At 35.3% G+C, this 17568-nt stretch carries 13 protein-coding genes and 1 tRNA gene; 10 read left to right on the forward strand and 4 right to left on the reverse strand.

Going from position 1 to position 17568, the window contains the following annotated elements:
• Positions 1-44 precede the first annotated feature (44 nt).
• Positions 45-1388: a UDP-glucose/GDP-mannose dehydrogenase family protein gene (locus R3E91_03165; GenBank protein ID MEZ5315196.1), complete on the reverse strand. Its 1344-nt coding sequence runs from the start codon at positions 1386-1388 to the stop codon at positions 45-47.
• Between the two features lie 215 nt (positions 1389-1603).
• On the opposite strand from R3E91_03165, the gene R3E91_03170 reads away from it, so the two are divergent.
• On the forward strand, positions 1604-2560 hold the full coding sequence (locus R3E91_03170; GenBank protein ID MEZ5315197.1) for an NAD-dependent epimerase/dehydratase family protein: 957 nt from the start codon (positions 1604-1606) through the stop codon (positions 2558-2560).
• Between the two features lie 54 nt (positions 2561-2614).
• Here the strand turns inward: R3E91_03170 and R3E91_03175 are convergent, their stop codons facing one another.
• From R3E91_03175 to R3E91_03185, 3 genes are read right to left on the reverse strand one after another with little or no spacing between them, the layout of a single operon-like run.
• Positions 2615-4117, reverse strand: a complete 1503-nt coding sequence (locus tag R3E91_03175; protein ID MEZ5315198.1) for an NAD(P)H-hydrate dehydratase — start codon at positions 4115-4117, stop codon at positions 2615-2617.
• A 4-nt stretch (positions 4118-4121) separates the two neighbouring features.
• Entirely contained in the window at positions 4122-5156 is a 1035-nt protein-coding gene (locus R3E91_03180) for a rod shape-determining protein MreC (protein MEZ5315199.1), read from the reverse strand.
• Positions 5153-6340: an amino acid aminotransferase gene (locus tag R3E91_03185; GenBank protein ID MEZ5315200.1), complete on the reverse strand. Its 1188-nt coding sequence runs from the start codon at positions 6338-6340 to the stop codon at positions 5153-5155. Before R3E91_03185 ends, R3E91_03180 begins: the two co-directional genes overlap by 4 nt.
• 68 nt (positions 6341-6408) lie before the next feature.
• Here R3E91_03185 and R3E91_03190 point away from each other — a divergent pair.
• The 9 genes from R3E91_03190 to R3E91_03230 all read left to right on the forward strand — a co-directional run bounded on the left by R3E91_03190 (position 6409) and on the right by R3E91_03230 (position 17562).
• A tRNA-Ala gene (locus R3E91_03190) sits at positions 6409-6481 on the forward strand.
• A gap of 62 nt (positions 6482-6543) precedes the next feature.
• A complete protein-coding gene (locus R3E91_03195; GenBank protein ID MEZ5315201.1) occupies positions 6544-7770 on the forward strand; it encodes a cation:dicarboxylase symporter family transporter in 1227 nt (408 codons plus the stop codon).
• Between the two features lie 139 nt (positions 7771-7909).
• Positions 7910-9211, forward strand: coding sequence for a hypothetical protein (locus tag R3E91_03200; protein ID MEZ5315202.1), 1302 nt, complete (start codon positions 7910-7912; stop codon positions 9209-9211).
• A gap of 311 nt (positions 9212-9522) precedes the next feature.
• Positions 9523-10842, forward strand: coding sequence for a hypothetical protein (locus R3E91_03205; protein MEZ5315203.1), 1320 nt, complete (start codon positions 9523-9525; stop codon positions 10840-10842).
• A 928-nt stretch (positions 10843-11770) separates the two neighbouring features.
• A complete protein-coding gene (locus R3E91_03210; GenBank protein MEZ5315204.1) occupies positions 11771-12139 on the forward strand; it encodes a hypothetical protein in 369 nt (122 codons plus the stop codon).
• Positions 12140-12222: 83 nt separating this feature from the next.
• The gene (locus R3E91_03215) at positions 12223-13341 is read left to right on the forward strand and encodes a hypothetical protein (protein MEZ5315205.1); all 1119 of its coding nucleotides are present in this window, start codon (positions 12223-12225) and stop codon (positions 13339-13341) included.
• A 463-nt stretch (positions 13342-13804) separates the two neighbouring features.
• Complete coding sequence (locus R3E91_03220) at positions 13805-14860, forward strand: hypothetical protein (GenBank protein MEZ5315206.1); 1056 nt, start codon at positions 13805-13807, stop codon at positions 14858-14860.
• A gap of 175 nt (positions 14861-15035) precedes the next feature.
• Complete coding sequence (locus tag R3E91_03225; GenBank protein ID MEZ5315207.1) at positions 15036-16211, forward strand: hypothetical protein; 1176 nt, start codon at positions 15036-15038, stop codon at positions 16209-16211.
• A 133-nt stretch (positions 16212-16344) separates the two neighbouring features.
• On the forward strand, positions 16345-17562 hold the full coding sequence (locus tag R3E91_03230; GenBank protein ID MEZ5315208.1) for a hypothetical protein: 1218 nt from the start codon (positions 16345-16347) through the stop codon (positions 17560-17562).
• Positions 17563-17568: the final 6 nt, after the last annotated feature.

Here is a 17568-nt window from a genome sequence, read left to right on the forward strand (position 1 = left end):
TTAAGCAATAGTCCTCTAATGATCTGCAGAGCTATCTTCGCTAATCATTTACAAACTTTAGATGGGCCAATAGATTGATAACCAATACTGTAGTATTCGTAACCTCTTGCTACCATCTCTTGTGGATCATATTGATTCCTTCCATCAAAAAAGAGGCGTTGTTTTGGGAAAACTTTGTCAAAATCCACAAATCGAAATTGCTTCCAGTCAGTGACTAGAGCAATTGCATCTGCTTCTCTTGCTGCTTCAAACTCGTCTTTAGACCAAACGATTTGAGGAGAGGTTTTTAACACAGCTTTTGCTTTCGGCATAGCAACAGGATCATAAAGACGCACATGCGCACCTTTTTCAATCAATTGACGAATTAATACAAGTGCAGGGGCTTCACGAATATCATCAGTCCCAGGTTTGAAAGAAAGACCCCAAATCGCAATGGTTTTACCAAAAAGATCATCGTTAAAGTAACTCATAATTTTTTCCCCGAGCAATGCTTTTTGTCGTCTATTCACTAAATCAATAGCATCAATCAATGGAGTTGGGGAGTGGTATTTCCGACCTATTGCTCTTATAGCTTGAATATCTTTAGGGAAACAAGATCCTCCATACCCAGCACCAGCATATAGAAAAGCATATCCAATCCGCTGATCAGATCCAATCCCTTTGCGAATCAGAGAAATATCCGCTCCTACATGCTCACAAAGACTAGCGATTTCATTCATGAAAGAGATCCGAGAAGCAAGCATAGCATTAGCAGCATATTTGGTCATCTCAGCAGAGCGAGAGTCCATAATAATTAAACGATCATGGCTTACATTAAAGGGAGCATATAGCTCTTCCATTAAACTATTTGCCCGAGGATGATCACTCCCAATGATAATACGATCAGGTTTCATAAAATCATGAATCGCATCCCCCTCTTTTAAAAATTCAGGATTGGAAAGGGTGTCAAACTGATAAGAGACTCCCCGTTTCTGAAGAATTTTTGCAATCATCTCTCTGACAGCGCATGCAGAACCAACAGGCACTGTTGATTTATTAATAATGATTTTATACCCATTCATTGCTTCGGCAATTTGTTCAGCTGCCTCTTCTACATGAGTGAGATTAACAGAACCATCTGGACTAGATGGAGTCGAAACAGCAATGAAACAAAAAAGGGAAGTATGAACACCATAAGTATAGCTAGTAGTAAATTCCAAACGACCAGCTTTTTGATTTCGACAGATCATCTCTTCTAAACCAGGCTCGTAGATAGGAATCTTACCCATTTTCAATTGTTCAATTTTCTCTCGATCAATATCTAAACAAATCACATGATTACCCATTTCAGCAAAACATGCTCCGGTCACTAAACCCACATAGCCTGTCCCTATAATCAGCACTTTCATAGATGTTCCTAATGTTAAAAAAGAATCCCAAGACTCAGAAATAGCGCATAATTTCCCTATAAATTATGCAACCTAAAACATATAACTCATTTATTTTCTTAATTTAAAGCATTTTTTATCTACTGTTCAAACTATATATTTGTGATGTGAATAGAAAGGTTGAAAAAAAACATCGACTATTTTAGAGCCATCTAATTAAATAAGAATTAATTAAAATGAAAATCATTCTCTTAACAGGTATTGCTGGATTTATTGGGTTCCACGTCGCTCTAGCTCTTAAAAAACGAGGAGATTTTGTTGTTGGAATCGATAATTTTAACACCTATTATTCTGCTAAACTTAAAGAAGCACGAGCTTCAATTCTTAAAGCCAAGGGGATTGAGATTATTGAAGGTGATATCAATAATCAGAATCTTCTTAGGAAATTATTTGAAACGTACTCTCCAACAGATTTACTCAATCTAGCTGCTCAGGCAGGTGTTCGGTATTCCTTCAATCATCCAGATGTCTATCTCAAAAGTAATATCAATGGGTTTCTTTCAATATTAGAAGTCCTTCGTTATTATCCAAATGTGAAACTGACCTATGCCTCTTCTTCCTCTGTCTATGGTAGAAATCAAAAGACCCCTTTTTCAGTTTTTGATATGACTGATCAACCTGCAAATCTCTATGCGGTAACAAAAAAAACCAATGAATTGATGGCTTATGCTTATCATCACCTTTATGGAATTCCTATGACGGGTTTGCGGTTTTTTACTGTATATGGCCCCTGGGGACGTCCTGACATGGCTTATTATGCTTTCACCAAGGCAATGTTGAATGGAAAACCGATTCATCTGTTTAATGAAGGAAAGATGCAACGCGATTTTACCTATATAGATGATATTGTCGATGGCACACTTGCTGCAATTGACTACCAAGGGAAGTGTGAGATATTTAATCTGGGAAGTCACCATCCTATCGACCTTTTAACCTTCATTTCTCTTCTTGAAAACGCATTAGGTATTAAAGCTATAAAAATCTTTAAAGGATCTGTAAGAGGAGAAGTAAACACAACGTACGCTGATCTCACCTACTCAGAAGAAAAACTTGGTTTTATCCCCAAAATTTCCTTAGAAGAAGGTCTTTCACATTTTATTGCTTGGTATCGAAAAGATGGGGTGGATCTATAGAAGGGACATTTGGAGTCATACTATTTTATAAAAATCTTCTGATCAATATCAGATTCATGACCCATACTCCAAAAAGACTTGAGACAGTGCCTGTGTGATCTCACTTGCCACCATCGAGTAAGAGGTGAATTTTTTAGCTGCATATTCTCCAGCAAGAGCATGAAAGTGAACCCCTAAAATAGCTGCTTTTAGTGGATCTTCTACTTGAGCAAGAAATCCTGTAATTATCCCAGTTAAAACATCTCCACTGCCTGCCGTTGCCATACCTGGATCCCCTCTAGAAGAGAGATAAGGGGGATAATGAGGATGGAGAATAAAAGTAGGCGCTCCTTTCAATACAAGCGTGACATGATGAGTATTCACATAGTTTTGACTTTTCTCAAGAAATTGAGAAAATGGAAGATCTTCTTTAATACCTAAAAGGCGTTTCATCTCACCGTGATGAGGAGTCATAATCGTAGGCGAGCAAATCGGAATATGGTGATGAGCAATCAAAGTGAGGGCTTCTGCATCAATGACACAAGGTTGTTCAATTTTTGGGATCAAAGATTGCAACAGGTCAACCATCGTTGATGCTGTTCCGATCCCAGGTCCAATGAAAAGAGCTTTTGCACGAGAACAAGTTTCCAAAATGTTCTTCAAATCTCCTGGTTGATATCCCTGTCGAATGATCTCATAAGGAGCAGAGGCAAATTCAGCTTCTATCCCTTTTGGATGTAAAAGTCTTACAATACCTGCTCCCACACGCAATGCAGCAAAACTTGCCATGATAGCCGCTCCAGACATACCTGGAGATCCTCCTAGCCCCACAACATACCCGGCTTGATATTTATGACGTCTGCGGATCATAGGAGGGAAATAACTTTTGATCATCTCGGGATGAATAAGATAAAAATCTGCTTTTGCTTGATCAAGATACTTCTCTTTAAGACCAAAATCATAGACATGGATTCTTCCAGTATACTCCCAAGCCTCTCCAATAAAACACCCCTTTTTAGGTAGCCCCAAAAAAAGGGTTTCTGTAGCATGAATAGCAAGACCACCAACATCTCCAGAATTTCCATCAATCCCTGAAGGGATATCAATTGCAAGGATAGGAAGACCAGATCTATTAGCTTTTTCAATCGCTGCTCGATAAAGCCCAGTGACTTGTCCTCGAAAACCCGTACCTAACATTCCATCTAATAAGATACCTATTTGACCAAAGACAATTTCCGATTCCTTAACGATATAATCTATCATGCCTCCTGCTTGAATAAACCGACGACTCTGTAGTTGACAAAGAGGGCTACTCTCTTGAAAAGAAGAAAAGGCAAGGGCATGGACTTGAAATCCTCCTTTGATAAGTAAAGTAGCTGCCACATACGCATCTCCACTATTATTCCCTTTACCACATAACAATGTGACCAGTGGTTGGAGATGGTAACGCGCAATGAAGTTTCTAACAAATTGAGCAACTCCTTCTCCAGCTTTGTTCATAAATTGTTCTTCAGAAGCTCCTTCAGCATAGGCAAGACCTTCAATTCGTCCCATTTCTCTTGCTTGAATCACTTTCATAATTTTAGCTCAATGTTAACTCATGTTGATCTGCTTCATCATAACCTACAGGAGGAATCACAAACAGTGTATGCAAACCATCAAGATTCCCTGCAGCAGGAATAGATTCTATCTCATAAGTATAGGCCCCCTCTTTTAGAGGATGGATTTTTGTCACCTCACCCACAGAGAGTCCTGGAGGGAATACACCATCCATTCCAGTTGTTACAAGCAAATCGTGGAGTTGAATAATCGGAACATTTTCTAATGAAGATGGAAGATGGATCAACCTACCTGTTTCAAGATCACGACCTGGCCCAAAAGCATCAGGAAAATCATAATTGAATCCAATGCCTTTTAAAATTTTATTATTACTACGCCAAAGAGGAGCACCGGATCCTTGCAAAATCCCTTTTGCTAAATACCATCCTTCAGCCCCTTCTGAAAGGGATGACCTAAAACGGACGAGTATTTGTTGAAGGGAATGTTGATCTTCCTGAGAAATTGGGAGATCTCTACGCATGTTTAGCTGACGTAAAATAGGAGTGATATGTTCTGCAAGAGCAAGATTTTGTGGATATCCCCGTACAGCACGTACAGAGGGTTTTAAACCCACATCTGTAATCAATCGTACGCGTGATTGTTTTTTCCCCACATAATCAATGACTCCGACTAAGGCACGTCCTAAAACCACAGGACTATTTTTTTGAATGATTGGTCCACTTAGCTCTCCTATATTGATCCATAATGAACTCGTCCAAGTCCCTGGATCACGATAGATCACACGTCCTGCAATTGCCTTTCCTAAAAGAGGGTCATCTGGAATAGATTGTTCGATGATCGCACGCAATTTACCAATTTCAATACGTAGTAAGTGATTTTCTAGCTCAAGTTTTTTATGTTGGATATCTTCAGGGCCTCTGTTTGCCATATTCATGGCTGGAGCAAGATAGGCAAATATTTTGCCTCTAACTGCTTGGATCAACAAAGGAGGCAAAGTCAATAGGAGGAAAAGGGTGGCTAAAAGAAGAAGGTACTTTTTATAGGGATAGCGCCTCATCGATTGATTGTGACATGATTGAGAGCATCAACAACATAGTCAATGTTTTTCTCGTTTAACCCTGCAACGTTAATCCTGCCATCTTTTGGTAAATAAATCCCATATTCACTCATCAATTTTTCGACCTCTTGGACTGTTAAGCTAGTGTAGGCAAACATGCCTAACTGGTGAGCTAAAAAATCAAAGTGATGAGTCTTTCTTTGCAGCAAATTCACCAACATGTGACGCATTTTAGAGATACGGTCTCGTATCCCTGCCAGCTCTTTTAACCAATCTCTTTTCAAATCCTGATCTTTTAAAATCAAACTCACAATCTTTGCCCCATGACAGGGAGGATTTGAGTAAAGACCACGAATGACTGATTTAATTTGTGAACCAATTTTTTTCATCTCCTGCTGATCTTGACACACAAAATACAGTGCACCCGTTCTTTCTCCATACAAACCAAAATTTTTTGAATGAGATACTGCAACTGCAATCTGTATGCCTGATTTGGTAAAAAGACGAATCACTTCTGCATCTTTCTCAAGAGAAATGCCAAATCCTTGATAAGCAAAATCAAAAAATGGGAAGAGATCGTATTGCTTCATCAAGATTAAAATTTCCTCCCATTGTGCATAAGAGGGGTCAAAACCTGTAGGGTTATGACAACACCCTTGAAGAAGAACAATACTTTTTTTTGCCATCTGCTTTAAGGCTCCACAAAACCCTTTAAAGTCAAATTGGTGATGTTGAGCATCATAATAAGCATAAGTCTGAATCTTAAGACCAGAGTCAGAAAAAATTCTTCGATGATTCATCCAAGTGGGCTCAGAAATATAGATTGAATCATAACCATGGTGATACAAAAAATCACTACAGATGCGCAAGGCTGCTGTCCCTCCAACAGATTGAGCACCATAAATCTGATCAAAAGGCACTCCAGAGCCAAAAACTAACACTTTTGTGAGTTCGACATACTCTTGTAATCCGTCAATCGAAAGATAATCCTTCGTTGTTTCATGATCAAGCAGATAGCTCTCTGCTTTTTTCACAGTATGAAATACAAATGATTCCAATGCATCTGTTTTGTAAACACCGGCACCTAAATTCACCTTCAGACCCCTTGGATCTGCTGCAAAAGCCTGATTCAAACCAAAAATAGGATCGGGAGGGAGTTCTTTAACTAATTCAAAAAAGGGCATAAAAAAAAAATACCATCTCCTATTGTTCTTCTCAAGAAAAGGAATTGGTGATATTTTTTTTCTTTCAAGGGGCGTTAGCTCAGTCGGTAGAGCGCAACAATGGCATTGTTGAGGTCAACGGTTCGATTCCGTTACGCTCCAAAAAATTTCTTTATCTCTTTCTTCCATTTGTATTTAATCTCCTCTAAATTATGATAGTTACTATGGCGAAACGTTTTGGAAATTTCCTAATCCCTGTGGCTATGGTAGTTGGAGTGGTCCTAGGATGGGCAAATATTGCCTTCTTCAATCAAATCGCCACCATTATTTCTGATCTATTCTTGCGTCTTTTAAAATTGATTAGCTTGCCTATCATCTTTTTTGCCATCACTTCAACCATCACTGGGACAAAGAGTTTTCAGGAAATGCGCCTTATGGGACGTAGGGTTCTAACTTACACGTTAACTACAACTTTGATTGCAGCAACCATTGCTTTATGCTTATATATTTTTGTCGACCCTGCCGCACCTGCAAGAAATTTAGAAGCCTCCTCTTCTTTAGAAGTTCCGAGACAAGCTTCTTATCTTTCATTTCTTCTTAAAATCATCCCCTCGAATTTTTTTGAAGCTTTTATCACAGAAAATGTGATGGGGATTGTATTTATTGCTCTCTTACTCAGTTTTGCTATTCTTGCGCTTCCTGTGGAGAAAAAGACGTTTTTAAATCACCTCTTTTCTAGTCTCTTTGCTACCATGATCAAGATGGCAGGTTTGATCATCAAATTTATGCCACTTGCAATCTGGTCTTTCATCGTTCTTCTTGTAAAAGAATTACGAGAACATTCCCTCTACTTTGATCGGATCATGCTTTATCTAATCTGTGTGATAGGGGCAAATTTGATTCAAGGATGTGTAATTTTACCTCTTTTTCTAAAAATGAAAAAACAGTCTCCCTGGAAAATTTTTCGAGGGTTCTATCAATCGCTGATCATTGCTTTTTTCTCTAAATCCTCTAACACTACCCTTCCATTCACCATCCGCTGTGCTACAGATCTCGGCATCAAGGAAAAAGTTTCAAATTTTACTCTGCCCCTGTGTTCTGTGGTGAATATGAATGGATGTGCTGCTTTTATCCTGATCACAGTCTTATTTGTCTCCTCCATTCATCAGATCATCTTTTCTCCGTTTGATTTGATTAGCTGGATCTTTATCGCAACATTTGCAGCGATCGGAAATGCTGGTGTCCCTATGGGATGTTTTTTTCTCACTAGCGGTTTCTTGATGGGTATGGATCTCCCTCTTTACATGATGGGATTAATTCTACCTTTCTACACAATTCTCGACATGATTGAAACAACACTCAATGTCTGGTCAGATGGATGTATTACTGTTGCTGTTAATCAAGATCTTAATCAGATTGCCTCTCCTATGTCAAGATCACAAGAAGTGTGATAATCTTATTTATGTTGTATATAATCCGAATTTAATTCGATAATTAATTTCTTTCTTTGAGAAAGAAATATTAAAATTGAATTTTATAAACTTTTTTTATTTAAAAAGGCATTAGAATACATATACGGAAAGGAGAAATATGGAATCAACACAAGCTGGGCAACAAGTAAACACTATTTATCTTTATGGATTACCACCAAATTCACAAAAAGAAGACAGAGACAAAATTTTTTTTGAAGTGGATAAAATAAATGTAATCAAAAAAATTTCAATATTGATAAAGCTTGGCAAACTTAATAGTAACCTTTTATTATCTTCTAACCTTAGCGATGCTTCTCATCGAATCGTCCGTATAATAAATCAACATAGACCCTACTTGCTTCCCTCTTATCCTATTTATCAGTCAGAATTAGAGATCGCTCTAAGAGTACGCGGCCGCTCACCAAAGCAGCGATGCGATGATCGAGTTTATATAGTGGTTTGTGCCCTTTTAGCTAAAATCTATGGATTATCTGAAGATATCAAAAGAAAAGCCTTTGAAGAATATGCCGAAGAATATGACATGTTTAGTTTATTTGAATCGCAATTAAATCAAACTAAAGATTCATTAGAAGAAATTAGTAAGATATCTATCAAATTTAATAAGAATATGTTTAACTTTTATTATAAGAAGTTATTTATCTCTTTTTATAATCAGATAGATCAGCAGTATAGTAATCTTAATGATCCTGCTTCTGTTATTTGGCAAACGCTTACTCCAGAAGAAAAAATACAATGTGTCGATAAAAAAATCGATGAAATGTTGAACGCATTACCAGAAGAATCTCCGGAAAGAACAGATCTACTTAAAATAAAAATGATGATTGAAGCAGGTTACATCTTCAAAGATGGAGATGTGATCTCGAAGAAATCTACGGATTATGCATTAGAAGAAATTAGTAAGATATCTATCAAATTTAATAAGAATATGTTTAACTTTTATTATAAGAAGTTATTTATCTCTTTTTATAATCAGATAGATCAGCAGTATAGTAATCTTAATAATCCTGCTTCTGTTATTTGGCAAACGCTTACTCCAGAAGAAAAAATACAATGTGTCGATATAAAAATCGATGAAATGTTGAACGCATTACCAGAAGAATCTCCGGAAAGAACAGATCTACTTAAAATAAAAATGATGATTGAAGCAGGTTACATCTTCAAAGATGGAGATGTGATCTCGAAGAAATCTACGGATTATGCATTAGAAGAAATTAGTAAGATATCTATCAAATTTAATAAGAATATGTTTAACTTTTATTATAAGAAGTTATTTATCTCTTTTTATAATCAGATAGATCAGCAGTATAGTAATCTTAATAATCCTGCTTCTGTTATTTGGCAAACGCTTACTCCAGAAGAAAAATACAATGTGTCGATAAAAAAATCGATGAAATGTTGAACGCATTACCAGAAGAATCTCCGGAAAGAAACAGATCTACTTAAAATAAAAATGATGATTGAAGCAGGTTACATCTTCAAAGATGGAGATGTGATCTCGAAGAAATCTACGGATTATGCATTAGAAGAAATTAGTAAGATATCTATCAAATTTAATAAGAATATGTTTAACTTTTATTATAAGAAGTTATTTATCTCTTTTATAATCAGATAGATCAGCAGTATAGTAATCTTAATAATCCTGCTTCTGTTATTTGGCAAACGCTTACTCCAGAAGAAAAAATACAATGTGTCGATATAAAAATCGATGAAATGTTGAACGCATTACCAGAAGAATCTCCGGAAAGAACAGATCTACTTAAAATAAAAATGATGATTGAAGCAGGTTACATCTTCAAAGATGGAGATGTGATCTCGAAGAAATCTACGGAGTATTCATTAGATCAATGGCAAAAGCTATTTATCTCTTTTTATAATCAGATAGATCAGCAGTATAGTAATCTTAATGATCCTGTTTCTCGTATTTGGCATGATTTTAGTTCAGAAGCAAGAATGGAATATTTCGCTGAACGAATCGATGAAAGGTTGAACACGTTACCAGAAAAATCTCCGGAAAGAACAGATCTACTTAAAATAAAAATGATGATTGAAGCAGGTTACATCTTCAAAAATGGAGGTGTGATCTTACGTAAACCCATGATAGGTCCACTAGACTTGGGTAAAAAGCTATTTACCTCTCTTTTTAAAGATAACGAGATAGAGATAAATCAGCATTACTACTATGATAATGATCCTTTTGTTGAGGTGTCGATTGAGTGGGTTTTAGAAAAAAAGATGGAATATTTTGATAAAAAAATTGATGAAATATTGAATACGTTACCAAACCAATCTCCGGAAAAAATAGAACTATTTAAAATAAAAATGATGATTAAAGAAGGTTATATCTTTAAAAATGGAGATGTAATCTTGAAGAAATCGATAATGAACGATACAAATAAATCGCTTGTATATTCTAAAAACCTATTTCTAGATTTTTATCGGATCATAATGATAGAAGATCCTGATTCGCATAAGTGGGATCATTTGAACACAAGGGCAAAAATGGTAATGTTTACTAGAGAGATCGATGAAAGGTTGGAGAGGTTACTAGACCAAAATCCGGCGAAAAAAAATCTATATCAAATTATATGGATGATTGAAGCAGGTTACATCTTCAAAGATGGAGATGCGATCTTAGATGAACCCGATAAAGCCCAAGCTGATGCCTTTCTAAAAAGGTCAAATTTACTTGCTCTAGTTTCTGATTCTAAACAGGAATTTCTGTCAACTCAAGAAGAACTATATCGTTTGGAAAACTATGTGGTAACACAAAATCCATCATCCGAAGAGCTTGAAATCATAAACCCATACCGAGATCATCTTAATGACAGAAGTAAAAGAACTATTTTAAATGAAAATCATAAAGTGTTGTCGTATGCAGAGTTAAATGAACATCATAAAGCGTTGTCGTATGCAGAGAAAGAAGCGTTGAAAAAGGAATTCTTGTCTAAGATAAAAATGGAAAAAGATTTAAAGAATTTAAGTCAGGAGATCAAAGAATTATCAATAGGCCTACCTAATTCTAAATCTTAAACTGACAGATCTGATGAATTTAAAGCATTGCTTTCGCCATCGATGAATTTTCTAGTAAGCCAAAAGAAATTGTATATCGATGGCGCGTTTTGTCTACAGTACAAGATGATCAGAAAGCTGTGAATAACTAAAAATACGAAGCTTAAGATTTGGAATGACTATTCATTATGGAATCTTCAGCCTCTCGACCTAATGTCAACTTTACACATACTCGCACAGAGGTGTTTTATTTTCCGTATCAATTATCAAGAACTTCTCAATACATTCAAACAAACCTCACTTTGTTTGAATCAGATCAATATGATTTAACTCAAAGAATTGTAAAATTGATTGAAAATCGACCATTCTTTTTTAAATTTGACACTGTTACAACAATCCACTGAAAACATTTCTTGTCAAATGATCAATACCTTTTCGAGAATTGAGGAAAACTTGCTCTCTTCGTATCATTTTTATCAAAAAAAAGTCAGGGCAGACATAGATTTAAAACAAAAAAAACTGGAATTCATGGTTCTATAAAAAAAGCTTATCACATTCATTATCAAATCTACGTAGTGGTTTGTCACCTTTTAGCTAAAATTTATGGATTATCTGAAGGTGTCGAAAGAAAAGCCATTGAAGATTTTAGTGCTCATCCTTGGATTGACAAATTCCTTTCACGGAGAAATTAGAAGAAATTTTAAAACAGAAAGAGAAGAATCCTATCTGCACTTCCTAAAAGAACCATTCAAGAAGTATATAGAAATTTACAGAACTTTTGAGACTAGTTATAATGTCTCTTCTAAATCACAGATATTAATTAGATTTGGCTATCATTGTTGAAGAATCATCTGCCTACTTTGAAGAAAAAACATATTTGACAATTCAATCCACCTACTTTATAGAAGATTTTATTTTCATTCAGAATTGATTACGTAATATACAACTTGTGCTATCAAAACAAGATCTTCTAATTGAAGCAGTACAGATGCTAAAAACATACATAGCCCATCTTAATCGACAAGCTGAACAACCTATTTTTTTTGATGACAATACAAGGTTATCGAATATAGATAAACAAAGAGTCCAAGCTTTAATAAATGATTTTCTTGAAAAACTTCATCAAAATGATTCCATTGATGCACTACAAGATAGAATCACACCCAACAAATTAAACGCACATCTAGTTGCTCTGCAAGAACACATCAGACAAACGACTAAAGAGACAACTACCAATGCACCACAAAAGGGGAAAACACTCCTATCAATTGTCTCAAAAATCAAGTTGGATAGCATATCTTACACAAACAAAAGTTGATTTTTTTTGTAAAATGATTAGGCTTATAGCTATAATGATTTTAGCATTTTTTGCAAAATTCACGAAAATCAATCATTCTTGTTATGGAGTCTTTTCACCTCATCAATCCTAGTCAACACACCACTATCACGATCTATCCTCCTTATCACCTATCTCAACATAGAACTTCTGGAGAAATGGAAAAGGATTTCGTCTACTTTGAACTAGACCAATATCATTTAGCTCAAAAAATTACTGAATTGATTAAAAAGGGTACACTTCCTTTTAATGTTGATCCTCAACTGCGATTATCTCAACCTCTCCAATATCTATCTTATCAAATCATCAATGCCCTTGTGGACGATGAGTATCACTTACTCCCCTCTTATCGCTTTTATGAAAGAGATATAGAGGGAAGACAGAAGAAGTTTCGAGTTAAAAACCTTCAGTCAGATAAAGCAGATCGGATTCACTATCAAGTCCATGTAGTAGTTTGCACCCTTTTAGCTAAAATCTATGGATTATCTGAAACTATCAAAAGAAAAGCGATTGAAGATTTTAATCAAAATAAGCTGATGAAGAAACTCCTTTGCGGACGTGCAGAAATAACAAGGAATTTAAAAGTAGACGCAGAAGACTCATGTCGAGATTATCTAGAAGAGATATTGATTCGATATGTAAAAATGTATGAATTTGTAGAACATGACTCTAGTCAGGTTGATAGATCGAATCTTTTTGCCTCAGAAGAAGAAATCGAACATGTCACTACTAAAATAAAGAGTATAAAAATAGAAGATTTATCCTCCATTGCAAACGAAAGTTTATCTGGGATAAAATTGCTAACTCAACTTGGGTATATTGCGAAACAAGGAGAAGCTAGACTACGAAAATCTCGCATTGATGAAGAAACTGCCCAAAGATGTGCAAATGATTTTGCACAAAAAGCAAATTTGATCGTTTGCCCAACTATTTCACCTGCAGTTCCACCAATATTGTCTCCAGTTCCACCAATATTATCCGCAGTTTCACCAGTATTGTCCAAAGAGAACTGGAGTTTAATTCATGAAAAAATCATGACTTTAGAAAAATATCTCAAAAAACAAGATCTCTCATTCGAAGAGCGTAATGCACTCAAACCATACCAAGATCATCTCCAACAACAAGCTAAAAAATTTATCTTTAACGAAAAAAAGCACCATCGAAGAGCCATAGAGCACAATTAGATAATGGATCGAAATCACCCATTTACCTAAATATTAGGAGGAAAAAAAGCTATCCAATCTAAGGTGATAACCTAGGACTTAAAATGGATCATACAAGGTTGCAATCGACAATTTGTGAATTTTTGACCACAATTATCTTATCATTTCTCAAAAAAGAAGAAGATTTCGTATTCAATGTCATGTTTAGACAAGCATTATCACTTCTGATTAATCAAAATCATGAAGAGTTAACACATCCAGAGAGATATTAGGTATTCAAGAAAGATGTACTCAAATGAATACAAAACAAGATTGAAAAAACCAGAAGACCTAAAATCTCACCACCCAATCTAAAAGGTTTAGAGAAAGGACAAGCTGATCAAATCACATAAAATTTTTATTCTGCTTGACAATTCGTTGACTACAGTGAAAATTTTCCTAAAACTCTTGAAAAAAATCAAAATCTAACCCTGCGAGTAGATATATGGAATCTTCCTCTTTTTTAAAGAATGTCCCTCTTGATTTTTATCAAATACCTTTAAGTAAAGCGCCTGAACATCAGGTAAAAATGGAAAAAGCTATTCTTTTTTCGGAATTAGATTACCTGCATGTAGCTAAAAAAATTGTTCAATTCATTCAAGAAAAGAATCCTCCCTTTAAATTTAGTAATGATATACCTATTGAAAATCACTCCTATCAATTCATCAATCACTTTAAAGAAAAAGAGGATACTCTACTCTTTTTTTATCGCTTTTATAAAGAAGAAATAGAGCAAGAGCAAAGGAATATAGGAGTTGAAAAGCCTAAGTTAGACACAACAAAGCGAATTCATTACCAAGTCCATGTAACTGTCTGTCAGATTTTAGGTGTTGTCCGTCAATCCTCCCAAGAAGAAGTAAAAAGTGCCATTGAAGATATCCACAAAGAGATCATTCAAAAGACTCTGTGTGGATTTGCAGAAATCACTAGAAACCGTCAACTAGAAGATTCGCATAAACAAAATCTAAAAAATATGTTTGATGACTTTATAAAGGCCTATGAAGTCATCGAGTTTGAACTTAAATGTCTGCCATGTTGGAAAGATTTGTCTTCAGAACAACAACGAGAACTTGTGATTGAGAAAATCATGAACTTGCCATCTCCCAAAAACTCCTTACGCCCTTTCACTTCAGCACAAGCACTGATAAAATGTGGTTATATTGTCAAAGACAAGAATCTGGTCCACGATAAACCGATAATGGCTGAAGAAATAGCAAAACAATGTGCTGATGCATTTGGAGAAAAAGCAGGCGTAATAGTTAAACCAGTGTATTCTAAAAACGAAATTCAATATTTCATGCTCCAAAAGAAATTGCTGAAAACGTGTGTTTATCTTAATTCTCCTTCCAAGAACCCAATCTCATTAGAAGAGCTTAATGCAGTTAAAGCCTATGAAAACCTTCTTAATCGAAAAATCGCACAACCTGTGTTTGATGGGAATAATCATGAACTCACTGATGAAGAGAAAAAAGCGATGGAAAAGAACTTCTCATTTAGGTAAATCCTTTGCCTCATTTATCCACTTTTTAGTACCTTGAAAAAGGCTTTTCTTAGTTTTAAATGAATACTGAATATATTTCATTTTACTCCAAGTTTTGAATATATTTCAAAACTTGTTGATTTATAATCACATTGACTTTATAAATTTTACAAAATTAACAAAAGTTTGACCTATTATGGAACCTTCCCGTGATATTTCCCAAAAGACCCATTTTTTTGCTTATGGTCTACCTGTAAATACTAAAGACATCCCAAAAGAAGAAATCTACTTAAAAATAGATGAATTATATATAGGTCAACAAGTTGCTAATCTAATTCAAAGACGTGCACTTCCCTATCCTATAAATCCTAATATCTTATTTCAACCTATAGCAATCCAATCTTGTCAAATCCTTAATACTCTTAATAGCCATGAGTATCAGCTGCCTTCCTATCCCTTTTATGAACGGAAAATCAACCAACAGCCAACTATTCACCCTAAGTTCGACAAAGCAAACCGCATTCGCCAACGCATCCATCTGATTAATTGCAATCTTTTAACAAGAGCTTATGGTCGTATAGGTGGTGAACAAAAAAGAGTTAGTGCCATTGAAGAACTAGAAACAAATCCCATGTCTTCTACATTACTTTCTGGACTTGAAGAACTCAATAAAAAGCTTGAATTAGAACCAGAAACATCAACTAAAGATCAACTATTAAAGATCTTTGATTTGTATATAGAAACATACCAAAGAACTGAAGCACTGCTCTCTAAATCAAATCAATGGAATGATTACTCTAAAGAACACCAAGTAGAGATGATCCTTTTTCATATTAAAGAGACTACTGAAAAAGAGCCTGCAAAAGAAGGTTGTTTTCCAGTTTCATATGCCATAATATGGCTGATTGAAATTGGCTATATTGTCAAAAATGGTCAAGTCGTTCTCCGTAAACAGATGTTCAATCAAGAAATGGCACAACAATTTGCTGATAAATTTGCAGAAAAAGCAGGTTTAACAGTTAAACGAGCCTATTCTAAAGTCGAATTTTTCGAAATTCAAAAACAGATATTTTCTGTGAACCTCTACCTTGAACAAGAAAATCCCTCATTCGAAGAGCGTAATGCACTCAAACCCTATCAAGACCGTCTCCAAAAACAAGCTGCACAACCTGTGATTAACGAAAATAATGAAGAGTTAACTGATGCAGAAAAAGAAGCATTGCAAAAAAAGGCATGGCATCTCTCTGATCTATTATATCGAACTTATGATAAGACTCTGCCACCACAAGAACAGGTACTTCAGGAACGTTTTGTCGAATCGATGCAAAGATACATATCAAGAAAACCAGAAGATCCACAATCTCAATCTTAACCCAAAAAATTGAAAGGATAAGTCTCATCGATTCATATGAAATTTTTATTCTTCTTCAAAATTCGTTGACTTACCGTTAAAATTTTCTTAAAATTTTTGGAAAAATCAGAATTTAACCTTTGGATTAGCTATTATGGAATCTTCTTCGCCTTCTTTCACTATGGTCTATCATGATTTTTATTATGGTTTACCTGCACTTCAAGATAAACAACAACAATCCATCAAAGATCGTATTTTTTTTAAAGTAGATTACTTGCATTTAGCTCAAAAAATTACTGAATTGCTTCAAAAAAACAATCTTCCCTTTAAACTTAATGAGACACCTATTCAAGATCTATCCTATCAATGTATCAATGCCCTGAGTGGACATCAATATGAGCTACTCCCTTCTTATCGTTTTTATCAAGACGCAGTTCAGGCGCATATAAAGACAGATATAGAGACACTTAAAACTAATGAGCCTAAGCTAAAAGCTAATCAGCCTAAGCTAATGGAAGTTTTGCGAATTCACCGCCAAGTTCATATAATTGCTTGTAATATTTTAAGTAATTTCCGCAAATCCTCTGAAGAAGAAAAAAAAACCGCTATTGAAGATATCAAGAACACAACGTTTCACACACTGCTCTCTGGATTTGCACAAATCAACAGAAACTTTCAACTAGAAGTTTCACATGAAGAATTTGTAAAAAAGGCATTTAATGATTATAAAGAGGCATATAAAGAAGTCGAGCGCATATGTAGTTCAGAGTCAGTTTGGAACAACTTCCCTCCAGAACTCCAAAGAGCAATTGTCATTCATCAAATAACAGAAGCTGATGATACTAACTTGCCAAATGGAAAAATGTCTCTTGCTACTGACGCAAAAGCACTGATTCGACTTGGTTATGTTGTCGAAAATGGGGAAGTGGTCCTCAATAAATTAATGATACCTCAAAAAGAAGCCAAAAAACTCGCTGATGAGTTTGCAGAAACAACAGGTATAAGAATGAAACACGCTTATTCTAAGAAGGAATTTTTCTCGATTCAAAAAGAAATACATTTTGTCAAAACCTATCTCGAAAAATACAACCTCTCATTAGAAGAACGTAATGCAATTAAACCCTACCAAGATCTCCTTAATCAAAAGGCTGCACAACCTATTTTCGACGATAATGATCATCGGTTAACTGATGTAGAGAAAAAGGTTTTGAAAGAGCAAATATGGGAATTCTGTGATAAAGTAGAAAAAAATAATGCCATCGAATCACCACAAGAACAAATATCAGTAGAGAAACTCGATGAGGAGTTTAAATCTTTACTCTCAGACTCAGATCTACTGAACCCACAATCTAAAGGAAACCGAAAAAATTAACTTCTC

The organism is Chlamydiales bacterium (assembly GCA_041395025.1).
In the GTDB taxonomy this organism is placed as follows: Bacteria; Chlamydiota; Chlamydiia; order Chlamydiales; family JAAKFR01; genus JAJACP01.